Genomic DNA, 16,950 nt, shown 5'->3' on the forward strand with positions numbered 1-16,950 from the left:
CGCAGTACTGCCGCCCCGCTCCTAGAGCCGTCTAACGGACCTGCGTCGTCTTGGTGCTCTCACAGGGCTCGCGCCTCCAGCAACCTTGACGGAACCCGTTCGGCCAAAAGGAACACCGCTCGTCCCACGTTTACGAAGGCACGGGAAGCGCAAGCCGTGTAGTTAGCGCGCAAGAACGACCTCGGACACCAGTGGGTGGGATCCCTCCCACACATTACGAAGCAGTTCAGCAGTCGACATGGCGGTGTGGCGCAATGCGCCCGCCGCCATGTCGCATTGGGTCATCACCCTCGCGTCCGCGGGGGTGATGACTGTGGCTGAGACGAATGTGCCCGCTGTCGTGCCGCGGCGGTGGGCGGGCAGCGATCACGTCGAGCGGGTGTCAGCCCCGGTTCTGCCCGTGCCTGAGCTGGCTGCGGTGCGCAGCGGGTCGAGCGGTGTGTATCGGATCGCCGCGGTCGATGAGCGAGGGCGCATCGCCGATCGTGCAGTGGTCCAGGCGTTGGGATGGAGCGCTGGGCAGCGGGTGCGGTTCGATCTGCTCTCGGCTACGGCGCTGTTGGTCCGGCCGGAAGCGGCCGGGTTGTTCGGTCTCACCCGGCGAGGCCACATCCCCCTGCCCGTCCCGGTGCGGCGGTGGTGCGGCGTGCAGGCAGGCGATCGGGTGCTGCTGGCCGCCAGCGTGCAACGCGGCCTGCTGGCCGTGTACACGATGGCCGCTCTGGAATCCATGATCAACGAGTTCCCCCTCCCGGCTGACGGGGGTGAGCAGTCGTGAGTACCGGTTCGGAGAAGACAGCGGGCGCTGCGGAGTTGGAAGCGGCGCGGGTCGTGCTGGAGCGGATGGGAGTCTCGCCGGAGGACCTGCTCGGCGCTTCCGCGCAGCGTGCTCCGCTGCCGACGTTCGCCGACTACATCCCGAAGGTCTCGGCCGCGGTCTCCCAGGGCACGCGCCGGGTGTACGCCTCCTACTGGAAGCGGATCGAGCAGCAATGGGGCGATCGACACCTGGACGAGCCCACACCGCTGGAGATCAAACAGCTGGCCGAGCACATTCGGGAGCACGTGGTGTCGCGGCGCAACGCCCGCGGTGGGCGCAGCGCCGCCGAGCACCTCATCGCAGCGCTGCGGTGCCTGTACCGGCACGCGGTCGCTGACAAGCTGATCGGCGATGCCGAGAACCCTGCGAAACGGGTGCCGAAGCCACGCCGGCTCCCCAGCACCCGGCGAGGACTACCAGCGACCGGCCTCGAAGACGTTCAGCGGGTCGCGGCCACCACAGGCAACGACCCCGCGTTGGACACGCTGCTGCCGCGGCTGCACACCGAGACAGCATGCCGGCGGGGCGGCGCGCTCGCCCTGCGCCCGCACGATCTCGATGCGGACCAGTGCCTGATCTTGTTGCACGAGAAGGGAGGCACGGTCCGCTGGCAACCGGTGTCGCCGACCCTGATGCGCCATCTGATGGCCCACGCCGAAGAACGTGGCGCGTCCGTCGACGGTGGACAGTTGCTGCGATACCGCTCCCGTGCGCCGATCACCTCTCGCCGCTACGACCATCTGTGGAAACGGATCGGCACCCACCTGCCGTGGGTGGCCACCCAGCAGATCAGCACCCACTGGCTCCGCCACACCACGTTGACCTGGGTCGAACGACACTTCGACTACGCCGTCGCCAGAGCATTCGCCGGGCACACCAGCACCAGCGGCGACACGAGCACCACCACAACCTACGTCCGCGCCAACCTCGACGAAGTCGCCACCGCTCTAGCAGCAATCACCGACGAACCCCACCCACTCGCCCCCGACACACCACGACAAAAACAGCAGCACGACTGAACTCCACCCACGCATCCGCCTACGCCTTGGGCGAAGGCGTAGGCGGATGCCTTCCTCCTCATCGATACGGAAACCAACCACCTAGGGAACACTTCGTTCGAACCGCACACTCGCCACGATCGCGACCGAGGAACACATCCCCGACCGAACTGCGCCAGTGGACCACGTACCGGCCTGGATCAGTCATACGAGTTCGCAATGTCCGAAGTCATCAACAAGCGGACACGAACCCGTCCGCGTACGAGGCCGAGTCGCATGGGAGACTTGAACTCCCGCCAGTGGGAGTGATCCCCGAAACGGGGATGCATCTCCATACGGAAGATGTTAGCCGAAACACCTACCCCTTTCACAACCACCCTCGATCACGTCATCTACACGCCGCACAAGCGTGGGTCCGCCACAGCGCGCAGACTTACTTTTCATTGCTGGCTGACTTCATACGGAACATGATCGACTCGATTAGACGTTTGACGACCAGCCGCCCCGGAAAGATCGGCGCTCCCCAATTTCCGCAGGCTCTTAACCACCGCCGCAACACGTTCTCTGTCCGTTCGACTCAGGCCGGGGGCACCACCAGCAATCACACCACTCATCGGGTCAGGTGACCTGCAAATCCGGGTCGAGGTAGACCTGGCCATGGAGCGCCGCGCGAAGCGGGGAGTGGCCCGATGAGCGCAGTCAACCGTGGAACCGTCAGATCATGCGGCGTTTACGATCGATCGCTGCGTCTGCAGTGCGCCTGCACCCTTCTGGTCGCAATGGGCGCGGCCTACGTCTCGTATCGCCATGGCCGCGAGTTCGCCCTGCGGTACGGCGCCGACGACACCACCGCCACACTCTGGCCGCTCATTGTCGATGGACTGTTGACGATGGCGACCATCGAACTCTGGAAGGCCGGTCAAATTCCTGGCCCCACTGGCCAGTGGAAGGCATGGCTGTCGTTCTTCCTCGGCATCGGGCTCTCACTCTGCGCCAACATCGCCTCTGCACCTGAACTCAACATCTTCTCCATCGCCGTGGCCGCCTGCCCGCCCCTAGCGCTCCTACTCTCGGTCGAACTGCTCAGCCAAGCACTCAAGCGCCGACGCGTGGACGTGACGAACGAGATCGTCCGGGAGACCAGCGAGACCGAATCAGCGCAGCCACACTCGACCGGACCAGGCGATGACAGTGAGCCATCAGAGGCTCCCAGGCAGGTTCCAGGGGTATCAGCGCTGCGCACCCTGGCGAACACGGCATCTCATCGCAGTACCAACAACGCGCAAGCGAACCCGAGGACACTGCCGGCAGCGGCTGACGATCCCCTGCGCCATGAGGCATACCGTCTCGACGCCGAGCACTGGAACCTGCGCCAGCGTCCGATCTCCGCGGACACTCTCCGTCGGAAGCTCAGCATCGGATCAAAACGAGCCCGCTCCCTCACCAGTCACATCCGACAACACCGTCGACCAATGGAAACGCTGGTGATTGTCGAATGAATACTGTGAGCCCATATAGGCGGCTACTTAAGGAGAGGACGAACTCTACCGCGCCAAGGTAGTTATCAGCTGGATCCCACCAGCAGTTTCGCGTGTCAGTGCAGTTCAGCGACCCTAGTTTTTCCTCGTTCCGACGGGTTATCTCGCGTTGAACCGCACTTCTGTCGCCATCTGACCTTAAAAGAGGAGCAACGTGCATGACCCACCCTCACCCGAGCCCCGGACTGTGTTGCTCCGTTCTTGGGGATACCGCGAAGATTTTCGCAGGAATGCATCTCGACCATGCTCAGGTCGGCGTCGGGGTAGCGCCTGGCTGATGCCTGTTCCACGGCGTGGTGAACCACGATCTTCCCTTCGAGTTCGGGATAGTTCTCGAAGGGAAGGTTTTGCGGTAGTTCTTGCGGACCGCCTGGCCGAGCTGGGCGGGAACGTGGCCGGCGGCCTTGGCCGCGTCGGCGGCCTTGGTGACATTGGTGGCACCGGCGCCCCAGCCAGTAACGGCACCGCGGCTGCCGCGGACAGGCCAGCTTCGACGCCCTTGCCCTGCGCGGCGTACCAGGCGGCGTTGGTCAGGCCAGCGGCCTCGCCGATGCCGGGCACGAAGCCCGCCAGGTAAAGCGCGCCGTGCGCGAGCTGCGAGAACTTGCCCTCGGACTCGGCCTGCTCCCGGATCTCCGGCCGCTACGCCGAGGGCCTCCTTCGCCGCCACTGCGTCATGGGCCGTCCACGCGTGACGGGTTTCCTGCTGGGCCCGGTTCCACAGCGAGATCGCTTCGGCTTCGCGTTGCACGTACCGCAGGGTGCCCGCGTAGCGCTCCAGCACCTGGGCGACGGTCTCCAGCGCATCGCCGACGTCGTAGGACCGCGGGCCTAGGGCCTGCCCTCCAAATCGGTATCGGTGATCCGGAGTGATCACACGTGGTGTCCAGGCCTGTGCGAGACACTGGACGGCGTGGCGAACCGCGACGAGATCCACAACCAGATCACCGGCCCTGTGCGCGGGAACGTTCTCCAGACCGGCAACGTGCACGGCGACCTCCTGGTGTGGCAGCAACCGCCCGATGCGCGGCATGTGGATGAGTCGCTGCGCGAGCCGCTCTGGCGTCTCCGGCGCGAGGTCCGTGAAGCCAGCGCAGAGGCAGTGCGGACGTGGGGAATCAGCAGTTCCGGTGCGCTAGCGGTGCGCTGGCGCACCGCCACCGACGAACTGGGCGATCACCCGGAGAACATCCACGGCAACGTGGATCCCGTATCGCTGGAAGGGCAGTTCACGGCCGTCCGCGATACCTACCAAGCCGTTCGCTCGAAGCGACTGGTCATCGTGGGGCAGGCCGGTGCGGGGAAGACCGTGCTGGCACACCGCCTGATTCTCGACCTGCTCGACACCGGCCCGGTCCCGGTGCTGTTCAGCCTCGGCGGCTGGAACCCTGCCTCCACCGATCTCCAGCCCTGGCTGATACAGCAACTCCTCCGCGATTTCGGATTCCTGAACGGCAGCAACTCCGCCACCGGCGAGATCCAGGGACAAGTCCTCGTCCAGGAGAATCTGATCCTCCCGGTCCTCGACGGATTCGACGAGATCCCCCACCAGCACCACCCTGCCGCGATCCGCAAAATCAGCGACCTCGACTCACCCCTGGTCATCACCAGCCGCCAGGAGGAATACCGCGACGCCGCGCACACGGTCAGAGCAGTCGGCCGCGCCGCGGCCATCGAACTCCAGGACATCACCCCCGCAGAAGCCCACCGGTACTTACGTCTGAGCGCCGGCAAATCCCGCAGCCGGGACTGGGACACCGTATTCGGCCAGCTCCACACCCACCCCGACCAGACCGCCAGCCAGAGCCTCACCCACGTACTCAGAACACCGCTGATGGTCACGCTCACCCGCAATAACTACAACGACACCGCACATCACCACCCCAGCGAACTCCTCGACACCGAACGCTTCCCCACCACCACGGCCCTAGAAGACCACCTCCTGCACGCCTACCTGGGCACCATCTACCCCAGCAGCCGCGACACCGGCCCGCGCAGACCACGCCATACGCAGTGGAACCCCGACCGATCCCGCCACTGGCTCGGCCACCTCGCCGACCACCTCCAACGACGCCACACCCACGACCTCATCTGGTGGCACCTGCCCACCACACTCCACCGCCACACCCGCATCCTCCTCACCGCAGCTACTGTCGGACTCGGGTTCGCGCTCCTACTCGGACCCGCGCTCGGGTACGTGTTCGGGCTCGATTGGTTGCTCTCGATCGGACTCCCGTTCGGGCTGTCGATCGGGTTGGCGGCCGGGCTCGCGGTCGCGTTCGTCAACGAAGTGGGAATCTCTCGCAGGCATCCTGGACAGGAACCGGAACGACTGCGCCTGGGTTTGCGGCATCGAAGCGGTGTGAAGCGCACCCCGTTGGCATACATCGAGAAGTCCGTCTCCGAGTTCACCAACGGGCTCGTGGTCGGGCTCGTAGGCGGCCTCGTAGGCGGGCTCACGAACGGACTCGTGTTCGGCCCGGAGTTCGGGTTCGCCCGTCAACTCGTGTTCGGACTTGAGGGTGGGCTCATGGTCGGGCTGTTGATCGGGCTCATATACGGACACGTGAACATCGCTGTGTCCACTCTCGCAGACAGCCATGATCCACACGCCACCGACCCGTGGACACTCCTGACCCGTGACCGAAAGGTCGCGCTCGTCCGAACGATCGCGTCTGTGCTCACTGCTGGGCTCGTGGTCGTGGTCGCGATTCTGATAGGCGGGTCCGGATATCACGATGCCCATCTCGAGAACGCACTCCAGGCCGCGTTCTCAGTCGGGATCATGGCCGGACTTGTCCGTCTGGCGTTCTCGGCGTGGGGCAGTTGGCTGTTGTTCGCACGCCTGTGGCTGCCGCTGACCGGCCGCTTGCCCTGGCGCACGAAACGCTTCCTCGAAGACGCCTACGACCGAGGCGTATTACGCACAACAGGTGCGGCCTACCAATTCCGCCACGCCCGACTCCGAGACCACCTCGCCGAACACCACCGAACGCCACGCCGCAACAGCCGAACCGACCAGCCAGACCACGCCAGCCACGTCCACTTCGGACACACGCCCTAGCACCTCCGCCAAGGCCTGCCCGACATCGATTTGCCGTCGCCAAGCGCACACGGTGGCCTCAACACACAGCCGGACGAGCTCACCGGGAATACGTCGCGTGAGCACGCGAGAGCAAACCCCACCCGGGGGGGTAGTTCCCCTTGCAACCGCCGGAGTCGGCCACCACGGCGTCCAGCGGTCGGCCTCCAACATGTGCTCGCAGTACCGAACAGGCTGCTCGATGGCGAAGTTCAACGAGCGCCAGAACAGCACGACCTCAGCGGCGACCGAGGACAACAACCACTCATAGCCCGGAAACGCAGCGAGTACCTCGCGCACCGTTCGGAAACCGACCCCGCGCCCGCGATGCTCGGCAACCACGCGGATCGACTCGAGCATACCGAGCCGACACGTCGAGCAGACCCGCAAGTCCAGATCACCGACTACGAGCCAGAGACGGCGCCCCCCGAGAACGGCCTACGTGAGAACGGAGGCTCACGTTGAGCCATGCCACATTCCGCTTTGCAAGCGAAGCATCCCCGCGTGCGCGGGGCCGACATCATCGACCCGATCTCAGGGCCGTGGGTTCGGGAAGCATCCCCGCGTGCGCGGGGCCGACGCTCCGGTGCAGGGTTCAGCCCCGCCGGCGCGAGAAGCATCCCCGCGTGCGCGGGGCCGACGGAGACGATGCCGCCGACGCAGGCTGGTTCCCGGAAGCATCCCCGCGTGCGCGGGGCCGACTATGGCGGTACGACGGCTGGAACCCGAGCACCTCGAAGCATCCCCGCGTGCGCGGGGCCGACGCGTCGTCTACAAGTCGGACTGCGACCTGACTCGAAGCATCCCCGCGTGCGCGGGGCCGGTCTCGACGACATCGAGTGTGACCACATTTCTCAACGCATTGATCAGCACCTCACGGACCGCTGCGGAGGTGGATGTGGTCGATTCCGGGTTACACACAAAGATCGCTCGCACAGCCGGAAGCGTAGAGGAAGCACACATCCAATGGATAGTGACTTCACTGACCCGACGCCCCGTCGGTAGCGCGTCCGTGATCGTATCGATCGCTATGGACGCTCAAAACACTTTTGATCACGATGAGCAAGACGAGCCGCCCCGATCAGCGACCGACCGGAAACCTACGAAGACGTGCTGGGAGCGCGTAACAGCTCTCGCACATCGGGTGATCGGGCACGCCGGGCCGGACCGGGACGCCTTCCTGCTGATCCTTAAAAGCGTGATCGCAGCCACCGCAGGCTGGGTGATCGCAAACGACCTGCTCGGAGCACCCTCGGCTACGTTCGCGCCGTTCACGGCCCTGCTCATGGTGCAGGCCACTTTATCGCAGTCGTTGGACCAGGCCGCTCGGTACGCTGCTGCGATGGTCGCCGGAGTCGTGCTGGCCGGGTTCCTGACGCCACTGTTGGGGGCGGCGACGGTGACTTTCGCGATGCTCATCATGATCGCGTTGCTGCTGGGTCGCTGGCGCAAGCTCGGACAGCAGGGACCTCAGGTGGGTGTGGCGGCGCTGTTCGCCTACTCCTCGTTCACCCAATCCGGCGGCTCACCAGCAAGTTTCCTGCAGCTGGCCAGCATCGCAGGCCTGGTCCTGCTGGGCTGCGCGCTGGGAATCATCACGAACCTGCTGATCGTGCCGCCCCTGCGGTACCGCAGCGCCGAGTACGGCCTCAACTCGCTGGCTCGCTCGATGCGTGACCTGCTCACAGACGTCGCGCAGGGCATCGAAGAGGGAGTGCCGAAGCGCAACCATGCGGAGGCGTGGCAGCACCGGGCCAACCAGTTCCCGGACACCGTGGCCCAGGCGCGCTCCGCTGTCGAACACGCAGCGGAAACCATGCGGTTCAATCCGCGTCGCCTGCTCCTGCGCAACTCGACCTCGTTCGAGGGGCATCGCACCATCATCAACGCCCTCGAACGCGCCACCGAACAACTACGCTCGGCCACGCGAGGACTCACCTACACCACCAGTACCGACCACCCCCGAGAGGTCGAGCACGACCAATTCCTGACCGCCTACGGTCAGGTGCTCTCCGCAGCAGCCGAAGCCGCGCGCTGTCTCGGCGACTTGCACAGCGCCGAAGACACCGAACACGCCGAGCAGCTCGACGACGCAACCAACCGGGCACGCCAGGCCTACCAGGCACTCGTCGAACAATCCAAAGACCAGGAGCTCGACAGCCCCCAGCAGTGGCCCGTCTACGGCGCGCTGCAGACCGACGCGCACCGGCTGGTCGGTGAGTTCATCCAAGCCAAGCAGAACCTGGACCAGCTCATGGACACCACCGAGGACGATCCAACCGAGAAGGCGGTGTCCACTCCCGCGTAGGGCTAGTACTGATAGTCGCGTGGCCTTCTTCCCAGGATGCTGGTACCGATGCCTGCTGCCGAGGCAGCAGCTGGCCGAGGTCGAAGTGCTTGGAGGCAAGAACACTCGCGAATTTTGATCATCGTCTCCTCAAATTTGAGGAGCATGAGGGTGACCTCACCCGTGCCCGTAGTTTTCGTCGAGGTCTCTGTGCTCGAAGCTGCGGCCAGTATCAACGACTTTTCTGCACTGAAACTTCTCGCCGTTGCGCCCCCGGCGGTCAAGTCCCATCCCGCCGCGGGACTCGCCAGCACACACAGGCGAAGCGGCACGTCGGCGAGACCTATGGCGAGCCAAATTGCATGAGACAATCTTTTAGGCTCAAGTTATTTAATTTGTCAATCAGAACGTCGGCTATTAGTTCAGCGCGATTATGGAACCGTTCAGGGCCGTAGCAAAGAGCGTCCACACCAGATAGGGAAGCAAAACCCAGCCGGCCAAAGAATCTCGACGCCGAAAAACGCTTACCGTGACAATGATCACCACGTCAAGCGCTAGAATATCGACCATGGCGGCGACTGGGAGTTCGAGAGCGAAGAACAGAGGCGTCCAGAGTGCGTTGAGAACCAATCCCACCAGGTACAGCGACAAATCCAATCGGGCGTTTCCGATCGAACCTGCTACTAGCCAAATCCGCCAGCCCGCGAATGCAATGAGGACGTACAAGGTAGTCCACACGGGGCCGAAAACCCAGCTAGGGGGCGCCCAAGACGGCTGCGTCAGCGCAGCGTAACTCTGGGCGGCCGCCCCTGCTGCGAACGAGCCCGCCACCGCGACCGCGGCGACAGCGAGCACGAACCCCGCAGCAGCGGAGAGTGCCCGTCCGACGCGAACACCGTGCACACTTAAAATACCCATGCTCGCCTCTACGGTCGTTGGTCATCGTTTCGCCCGCCAGGCTAACGCTGATCGCACTGGTTTTGCTTCGGCTTGCACTAGGGCGAGGACCGAGATCCGAGATCGTCCGGGGCCATGGACAAAGAGGTGGCAAGACACGGTCCCCAACCGAGGCGGTAGCGTTCCGTTGCAGCACAACGACGCCGAACCTGCACCAGTCCCGGATACGGCGGCGAGGACGTCGACCTCGAGGACGGCTCGTCATCGACATCAGCCGGCGCAGAACCGAATTCCCGGCGGTGCAGCACGCGGCTACAGTAGCGATCAGAAGGGCTCTGGCACGCTCAACCGATACTAAGGGCCGCTGCGCCCTGTCCCTGTCGAGATGCGTGTCGCCAGAACGGCGCAGCAGGTCTGGTTGAGATCGGCGCGTCAGGTCCGGGCTGGGCGACGGTGCGCCGAACGAGTTCCGCGGTTCGGACGATACGAGTCGGGGTACCGCCGAACGGCGCCGGGTCAAACTGGTCCCTGTACGTCATCCGAGGCGTGGAGGCAGGAGCAAGATATAGGTGGTGGTGTCATGTTGTGCCTCGTGACCGGTGCGAGCGGTTACATCGGCGGGCGGCTCGTGCCCCGCCTGCTGGCCGCAGGCCACCAGGTACGGTGCGTCGTGCGCACCCCGGACAAGCTGCGCGACGTGCCGTGGCGCCGGGACGTCGAAGTGGTGCGTGGCGACGTGCTCGACGAGGCGTCGATGCTGGAGGCCTGCCATGGGGTGGACGTCCTGTACTACCTCGTGCACTCGCTATCCGGGGAGGACTTCGCTGCGACCGATCGGCGGGCGGCACTGATCACTTCGGAGGCCGCGGCAAAGGCCGAGGTGAGCCGAATCGTGTACCTGGGCGGCGTGCACCCCGACGAAAAAGATCTTTCCGAGCATCTGGGCTCGCGCGCCGAGGTAGCGCGCATTCTTCTGCGCAGCGGGGTGCCGACAGTGGCCTTGCAGGCAGCGGTGATCATCGGATCTGGGTCGGCGAGTTTCGAGATGCTGCGCTATCTCACCGAGCGGCTACCGGTGATGGTGACACCGTCCTGGGTCCGAAACCGGGTGCAGCCGATCGCGGTGCGGGACGTGCTGCACTACCTGGTCGGAGTGATCGGGCTGCCTGCTGAAATCAACCGGACCTTCGACATCGGCGGCCCTGAGGTGCTGACCTACGCGGAGATGATGCGACGCTACGCCGCCGTGGCCGGGCTGCCCAAACGGATCATGGTCCCAGTGCAGGTGTTGTCTCCGCGGTTGAGCTCGCACTGGATCAACATCGTAACGCCGGTGCCTAAGAGCATTGGCAGACCACTGATCGAGTCGCTGGTGCACGAGGCAGTGTGCTCCGAACAGGATATCGATGAACACCTCGCACTATCGAGGAACGAGCTAACCGGATACGAGCGCGCGGTAGAACTCGCGCTGCACAAGATTCGGCACGCCCAGGTAGAGACGCGTTGGTCGGATGCTTCCCCTGCCGAAGCGCCCGCGGACCCGCTGCCCTCGGATCCGGCGTGGGCAGGCGGTAGCGCCTATACCGACGAGCGGGAGCGCCGCAGCGGTGTGCCCGCAAGCGAGGTGTGGCGAGTGATCGAGGGTATCGGAGGCGCTCGCGGTTGGTACTCGTTCCCGCTGGCCTGGGCGGCGCGGGGGTGGGCGGACCGCTTGCTCGGCGGCGTCGGACTGCGCCGCGGCAGGCGGGATCCCGATACGTTGCGCACGGGTGATGCCCTGGACTGGTGGCGGGTAGAGGAGATCCGCGACGGGCAGCTGCTTCGGTTGCGCGCCGAAATGAAAGTGCCGGGGCAGGCATGGCTGGAGCTGTCCGTTACGTCCACTAGTGGCGGGGGTTCGTGTTACCACCAGCGCGCTATTTTTGTACCGAGCGGACTGGCCGGGCAGGTCTACTGGTGGTCAGTGGCGCCGTTCCACGGCATCGTCTTCGGAGGCATGGCGCGGAATGTGCTTCGTTCGGCGCAGCTCGCGCACGAGCGGGCTCGCGTACAAGAGTGAGTCACGTGATTCCGACAGTGAACGAGATGCGAATCGCGCAGCTTCATGAAATTTTCCCGTATCGGTACCACGCTGATAGCGGGAAAATGGCAACCGAAGATTACTTCGATCTCGATTTCGGGAGGGTGCCGGGCTGATTCGATGGGAGGAAATCTAGCCCGGCACCCGCGCGAGGAGCGCAAGACCAGCTGTGGGGGACCGCTTGCGCGACCGATCATGCACGGCGTCACTCGCAGAAGCGACCCTACCGCCCATCGCTTGCGTTACGCCAACTTTCTCATCACTTACGCCCGATCAGAGTAATGCTCTGCCTTTTTCCTGAGTCCGTTGCGCTCGACTACGCCTTATCTCTGCTGCGATGACGACCTAACCAACTGCGATAAGCGCCGAGATCATATAGTTGCCTGCGGAAGCAATAGCAATAACTGTGCTCTCACAAGTATCGCACGCCGTTGCCGAAACCAAAGAATACTCTCACGCATCACGTCAATATTTCACACTGATTCCCAGCTCTCTCGCCGCTCAAGCACACGGGTGGCCTATTAAGATGCCAGCGCAAGATGACGCTCCCAGCAACGGCCAACTTAGTGGCTTAAAATTCGACCACACTCCCCAAAATAATTCACACTTCTTATCGGTTTTGTCGAGCAAAACCGCGAAATCGTCTCCAGTAACTCCGCTTGCATTGAAAATCGCACCCGCGGAGATCGTGATTCGCGATGCGAAGGGTTCACGCTATCGCCAGCCGCTCGCCCGGGCCACGTGGTTAGGGGCAGCGCTCCTTCCGCGCAGCAGGGCTCGCTGAACTTCCGGTTCTGTGTTTTCCTCGTTCAGTGGTCTCGTCGCACAGGCCGCTGTGGGAAAAGGGGTCGGCGAACGTAGTAGTCGCTACTGCGCTCGTCGGTCCCCGCACCCAACGCCCTCCGTGCGCGAGCCCGGTGTCGCAACACAGCGCATGGCCTTCGCGCTCGATGCCCCCCCCCCGTGCCGCGCTGCCACAGTCAGCACCCGAACCCGTATCGATCGTGCTCAGCCAAAGTGAGTGTGTCCGTTGCTCACGTTTGAGCCTTTCGTGGGCGCCTCCCCCGGTACCGATCCCATCGCGCGGTCGCGGGACATCGTGTTCACCGGCTCGCCGGTCTCCGCTGAAGTCAGCATCAAGAGCTGATCGGAGCGGAGATCGCTTCGGCCAGTTCGGCATACCAATCGAAGTGCTCGGTGAGGCCGCCTGCACGCAGTGCCCGGTTCAGGCAGCGCGGTTTGCCGGCCAGACGCAGGTGTCGTCCACTTGTTCGAGTGCGGTGCTCAACGTTGATGAGCAGTTCCAGGGCGGCAGAGCCCACGAAGGTGATCTGGGAGAGGTCCAACACGAGGACGGTCGAGGTAGCGGACAAGCGAGGCAGCAGCAGGCCGCGCAAGCGAGCCGTCCCCACATCGTCTAGATCTCCGTTCGCGTGGACGACGATGACGTTGCGCACTTCGCGGCTCAGCCGCAGGCGCGGTTCGCCTGGTTTAGATGTCGTCGTCGCGCGATCGGCAGGTCCGATCGTGTCCGGGAAGGAAGCGTCCGGACCAGTAGCGCGTAGGTGCTCGGCTGGATTGCTGCTGCGGTCGGTGGTCACGGTCACGGCCCTCTCCTGTTCAACACCCTGCGAGGGCCCCTTGGACTCTCGAGGTTCGTCAGCTCAGGGCTCTCGTGGAACCGGGCTGCGAACTCTCGGTGGGAAGGTGAAACGTCCGGGAGGCACCGCGTCATTGGGTTGTGCTGTTCAAACCAGCTGTGCTCTCAACCGGACCGCAGACGATACAGGACGGTGCACCTCCTGGCCATGGCCCATGTCACGCTCGCCGCGCACCGCGGGTCTACCACTACTTCCGCATAGAAGAATGCCCACACCAGCTCGGGCAGGTTCCCAGTGCTCGGCCCTAGAGGTGGTTACTGGTACGCACTTGATCCTTCGGTGCATTGCTTGCTCAAGTCACCCCTAGCTTCGCCCGTGTAGGGGCCGATCGACGTGCACCTGAAGCTCAATATGCCCACACTGTCGTACAGGGCCGACCTTCTCGCGCGGAGTTCTTGGCCCAACTGCAGAGAAGTCACGCCAACGCGCCTCGACGAACGATCGATTCACATCGCAAGCATTGTCTACCACTGCTGGAGTGACCATGTTCTTCCACGTGCAGAAAATGATCAACGAGATAGTGCCGGACGAGCCAGACCCCGGGGCCGCGAACGCGTTGCAAGAAGGGCTGGGCGGGCAGTTCGGTGAAATGCGCACGATGATGCAGTACCTCTTCCAGAGCTTCAATTTCCGGGGTTCGCAAGCGAGACCTTTTCGGGACCTACTGCACGGGATCGGCACCGAAGAGATCAGCCACGTCGAGCTGATCGCCACCACGATCGCACGCCTCAGTGACGGATCTGCCCGCTACAACGGCACTCCGACTGATCTCGACGAACCCGCGTCGGGCGGTGCCACCCCGCTGTCGAACGCGTTGTCCGACGGGAACATCCATCACTTCCTGGTCGGTGCTCAAGGCGCGCTGCCCGTGGACGCCGTCGGCAACCCGTGGTCCGGCTCGTACGTCTACAACAGCGGAAACTTGGTGCTCGATCTGCTGTACAACCTGATGCTGGAGTCAACCGGACGACTGCAGAAGTGCCGCATCTATGAGATGAGCGCCAACCGCACCCTGCGCTCCACAGTGGCCTATCTGATCGTGCGCGACCAAGCGCACGAGCACGCCTATGCCAAGGCATTGGAAAGTCTCGGGGTCAACTGGTCTAAGACTTTGCCGATCCCGAAGACCTCCGCCGAGAAATACCCCGAGGTCGCCACGTTGCTCGAGCAAGGCTTGGCGAACAAGCAGTACACCTTCGACCTCGACCACCTCTCCGAGGCAGGCAAGATCTTCCGTGGCGCTTCCCCATCGGATCGCAGCCAGACGCTGCGCACCGCACAAGCACCCGAGGGAGTGCCTGGCGATATTGCCGAACCACGCCCTGAGGAGTTCTCACCAGGGCTCGACGCCGAACTACTAGAGCTCGTCCAGGCGACCGCCGAGATCGAGCTCGCCGAAGCCGAGGAGCCGATTCGGTATGGACCCACCAGCTGACCTGTAGTCACGTGTGATCTCTTGCTCGAGCGGGTAGTAGTCGTATGACCGCAACACGTGACGAAACGGGATTCAAATGGGTTCGGTAGCACATTACATTGAGGTTCAAGCTCCAGCGCAGCTTTGCTATGACTGGTGGCGTCCGTTGACCCATGTGCCGGAAATATTTCCTGACGTGCAACGGGTGGCGCCACACAGCGGTGACGCGAACCTCACGCACTGGGTGGTCTCGGGTCCCGCTGGCAAAACCGTCGAGTGGGACGCGCGGGTAGTCGACGACGAACCAGGCCGCAAGGTGGCGTGGAAGTCAGTGGAGGCAGGCACGGAACGCTCCAACACCGTGTCGCATGCGGGAGCCGTTCGGTTCGACGACCACGGCGATTCGACCGGGGTGGAAGTCAGTTTGCAGTATCACGCCCCCGGTGGGGGCCTGGCCGAAGCAGTAGCCACGCTCTTCGCCGACCCGCAGCAGAAGGTAGAACGCGCTCTCGCTTCTTTCAAAGAACTCATGGAGAGTCCGAGCCTGACCCGTTGAGGTTCGCGGTGTTCGCAACTCACACTCTCCAGTTCACCAAAAGGCCGTAGCGCACCACCTGCGCGCGCCCGGCCAATTTGTGCTCGGGCGAAAGACGCCATGTCCGAGTACAGGATCGCTCCAACGCGTTCGACAACCGCGGTGCGCTGAGCCCAGCGCTGATCTCGGCGGCGTTAAGCCGCAGCTCAGCGCACCGCGCGAGCGCTGGAGCAGGTCGGATATCGACATCCAGTTTACGATCGCGAGCTGCGACGCCGCCGGAATTGGCCCTCAGTAGCGATAGTGCCGGTAGCCGCAGTCCAGTTCGATGGCGCCCGAAAGTCCCGTGAAAAGCTTCGCGTGGACGCCCTCGCCTTTTCTCGCCCGCCGCACTCGTCGAAATGGACGGCCACCAGCGCCGCAGTCGATTTTCTCGCGGGCGCGTGAAATTACTTAGAAATACAGATCAGACCTCGTTCGTGGAAAATCGAGCGATGCACGAATAGCTCGCACCTCTACTCCCAGCTCGATCGTTCTCGTGAAGCCTCCGGTCGCGGCCCGCGAAAAGTGTCCTCACTGGCTAGTTGTCTTCAAGGCGCTTAACAGTGCGTTCTGGGTTTCGAGAATTCACCATCGGGATTCCAGCCTTACTTGTTCGGGCGGAAAGCTCCCTGCGAGGTGGCACATGAGCGTGAGCACGGTGCCAGGTAGCGTAGCGCGAGGGAAACGGCAGTTCAGCGACTTTGAGTTGAAGCGTTCTGCTCTGCGAGCAGGTAAGTGAGGAGTGCGTGGTGAGCGAGCAACAGAAGGGTCAGAGCAACCTGGTGAACACGTCGTCGGTGCCGGCGTTGGTGGCAGGTCTTGGCGAGTTGCCGTCGCTGCTGATGGCTACTGACGCCATCGACGAGGTGGTCTGGGAGACGGCGATGTTGGCCGTGCGTGCCAGCGAGGACATCGATGCCTGCGGTGTGACCGTGTTGCGTGAAGGCAAGGCCGTCTCGCTACTTCCCGCGGCCGCGCCCTACGCGGAGCTGGAAGAGCGCCAGTACGCCAGCGACGACGGCCCGGCCATGGAGGCGATGCGCTCCCGACAGGCGGTCTCGGTGCCGGACATGGCCGAGGACACCCGGTGGGGCGACTACTCGCAGCAGGCTTCCGCAGTGGGAGTGGGTTCGTCATTGTCGCTGCCGCTGATCGCAGGTGAACAAGTCCTGGGTGCGATCACCTATTACTCGAACGCCCCGCGCTCCATCCCGGATGAGTTCCTGCTCGAGCAATTGATCGCGGACCTGGCCTCGACCGGCTTGTGGTGCATGCTCAAGCATGCCGACAAGCAGCAGATGAGCGACCAGCTACAGCAGGCGTTGACCTCCCGTGCCGACATTGACCAGGCCAAAGGCATCCTCATCGCCCAGCAAGGTTGCAGCGGTGACGAAGCGTTCGACCTGCTGCGGCAAGCGAGCCAAAACCGCAACGTGAAACTGCGCGACATCGCCAAACAAGTAGTGGATCAGGCGTCCGGCGGCGCGAAGTCCTAGCTCAGCGTCAGAGCGCCTGTTAGGTCCGCGCGTCGGCTTGGGTGGAGCCGTGGTCCGGTCGAAGGTGGCGGGGTGGAAGGCAGCAGGCCTGTGTGACCTA

Annotated in this window: 11 protein-coding genes and 1 CRISPR repeat array; of the genes, 9 read left to right on the top strand and 2 right to left on the bottom strand. The window is 63.8% G+C overall.

Annotation, left to right across the window (positions count from 1 at the left end; translation table 11 throughout):
* Positions 1 to 238: 238 nt before the first annotated feature.
* The 5 genes from ACWD38_RS10890 (at position 239) to ACWD38_RS10910 (ending at position 8,746) form a co-directional block, all read left to right on the top strand.
* Positions 239 to 778, top strand: a complete 540-nt coding sequence (locus tag ACWD38_RS10890) for a hypothetical protein (RefSeq protein ID WP_450123959.1) — start codon at positions 239 to 241, stop codon at positions 776 to 778.
* A 65-nt stretch (positions 779 to 843) separates the two neighbouring features.
* Positions 844 to 1,839, top strand: coding sequence for a tyrosine-type recombinase/integrase (locus tag ACWD38_RS10895; RefSeq protein WP_450123992.1), 996 nt, complete (start codon positions 844 to 846; stop codon positions 1,837 to 1,839).
* Positions 1,840 to 2,507: 668 nt separating this feature from the next.
* On the top strand, positions 2,508 to 3,317 hold the full coding sequence (locus ACWD38_RS10900; protein ID WP_450123960.1) for a DUF2637 domain-containing protein: 810 nt from the start codon (positions 2,508 to 2,510) through the stop codon (positions 3,315 to 3,317).
* Positions 3,318 to 4,269: 952 nt separating this feature from the next.
* On the top strand, positions 4,270 to 6,420 hold the full coding sequence (locus tag ACWD38_RS10905) for an NACHT domain-containing protein (protein WP_450123961.1): 2,151 nt from the start codon (positions 4,270 to 4,272) through the stop codon (positions 6,418 to 6,420).
* A 509-nt stretch (positions 6,421 to 6,929) separates the two neighbouring features.
* Positions 6,930 to 7,263: a CRISPR direct-repeat array (repeat unit 28 nt; unit sequence GAAGCATCCCCGCGTGCGCGGGGCCGAC).
* Between the two features lie 319 nt (positions 7,264 to 7,582).
* On the top strand, positions 7,583 to 8,746 hold the full coding sequence (locus ACWD38_RS10910; RefSeq protein ID WP_450123962.1) for an FUSC family protein: 1,164 nt from the start codon (positions 7,583 to 7,585) through the stop codon (positions 8,744 to 8,746).
* A 396-nt stretch (positions 8,747 to 9,142) separates the two neighbouring features.
* Here the strand turns inward: ACWD38_RS10910 and ACWD38_RS10915 are convergent, their stop codons facing one another.
* Positions 9,143 to 9,643, bottom strand: a complete 501-nt coding sequence (locus tag ACWD38_RS10915) for a TspO/MBR family protein (RefSeq protein ID WP_450123963.1) — start codon at positions 9,641 to 9,643, stop codon at positions 9,143 to 9,145.
* Positions 9,644 to 10,202: 559 nt separating this feature from the next.
* Between ACWD38_RS10915 and ACWD38_RS10920 the strand changes: the two genes are divergently transcribed.
* Positions 10,203 to 11,681 (top strand): SDR family oxidoreductase, encoded by a 1,479-nt coding sequence (locus ACWD38_RS10920; RefSeq protein WP_450123964.1) that lies wholly within the window; start codon positions 10,203 to 10,205, stop codon positions 11,679 to 11,681.
* Positions 11,682 to 12,838: 1,157 nt separating this feature from the next.
* Here the strand turns inward: ACWD38_RS10920 and ACWD38_RS10925 are convergent.
* A complete protein-coding gene (locus ACWD38_RS10925; RefSeq protein WP_450123965.1) occupies positions 12,839 to 13,309 on the bottom strand; it encodes an STAS domain-containing protein in 471 nt (156 codons plus the stop codon).
* A 538-nt stretch (positions 13,310 to 13,847) separates the two neighbouring features.
* Between ACWD38_RS10925 and ACWD38_RS10930 the strand changes: the two genes are divergently transcribed.
* The 3 genes from ACWD38_RS10930 (at position 13,848) to ACWD38_RS10940 (ending at position 16,850) form a co-directional block, all read left to right on the top strand.
* The gene (locus ACWD38_RS10930) at positions 13,848 to 14,798 is read left to right on the top strand and encodes a manganese catalase family protein (RefSeq protein WP_450123993.1); all 951 of its coding nucleotides are present in this window, start codon (positions 13,848 to 13,850) and stop codon (positions 14,796 to 14,798) included.
* Between the two features lie 76 nt (positions 14,799 to 14,874).
* Positions 14,875 to 15,333, top strand: a complete 459-nt coding sequence (locus tag ACWD38_RS10935) for an SRPBCC family protein (protein ID WP_450123966.1) — start codon at positions 14,875 to 14,877, stop codon at positions 15,331 to 15,333.
* A gap of 770 nt (positions 15,334 to 16,103) precedes the next feature.
* Complete coding sequence (locus ACWD38_RS10940) at positions 16,104 to 16,850, top strand: GAF and ANTAR domain-containing protein (RefSeq protein ID WP_450123967.1); 747 nt, start codon at positions 16,104 to 16,106, stop codon at positions 16,848 to 16,850.
* The last annotated feature ends 100 nt before the right edge of the window (positions 16,851 to 16,950 follow it).

This window comes from Saccharopolyspora sp. NPDC002578, assembly GCF_053592695.1.

What these genes read in the sequence shown, in the direction of transcription:
- ACWD38_RS10930 (WP_450123993.1), top strand. Translation starts at nt 13,848, where the DNA reads ATGTTCTTCCACGTGCAGAAAATGATCAACGAGATAGTGCCGGACGAG.
- ACWD38_RS10900 (WP_450123960.1), top strand. Translation starts at nt 2,508, where the DNA reads ATGAGCGCAGTCAACCGTGGAACCGTCAGATCATGCGGCGTTTACGAT.
- ACWD38_RS10935 (WP_450123966.1), top strand. Translation starts at nt 14,875, where the DNA reads ATGGGTTCGGTAGCACATTACATTGAGGTTCAAGCTCCAGCGCAGCTT.
- ACWD38_RS10895 (WP_450123992.1), top strand. Translation starts at nt 844, where the DNA reads ATGGGAGTCTCGCCGGAGGACCTGCTCGGCGCTTCCGCGCAGCGTGCT.
- ACWD38_RS10920 (WP_450123964.1), top strand. Translation starts at nt 10,203, where the DNA reads ATGTTGTGCCTCGTGACCGGTGCGAGCGGTTACATCGGCGGGCGGCTC.
- ACWD38_RS10915 (WP_450123963.1), bottom strand. Translation starts at nt 9,643, where the DNA reads ATGGGTATTTTAAGTGTGCACGGTGTTCGCGTCGGACGGGCACTCTCC.
- ACWD38_RS10890 (WP_450123959.1), top strand. Translation starts at nt 239, where the DNA reads ATGGCGGTGTGGCGCAATGCGCCCGCCGCCATGTCGCATTGGGTCATC.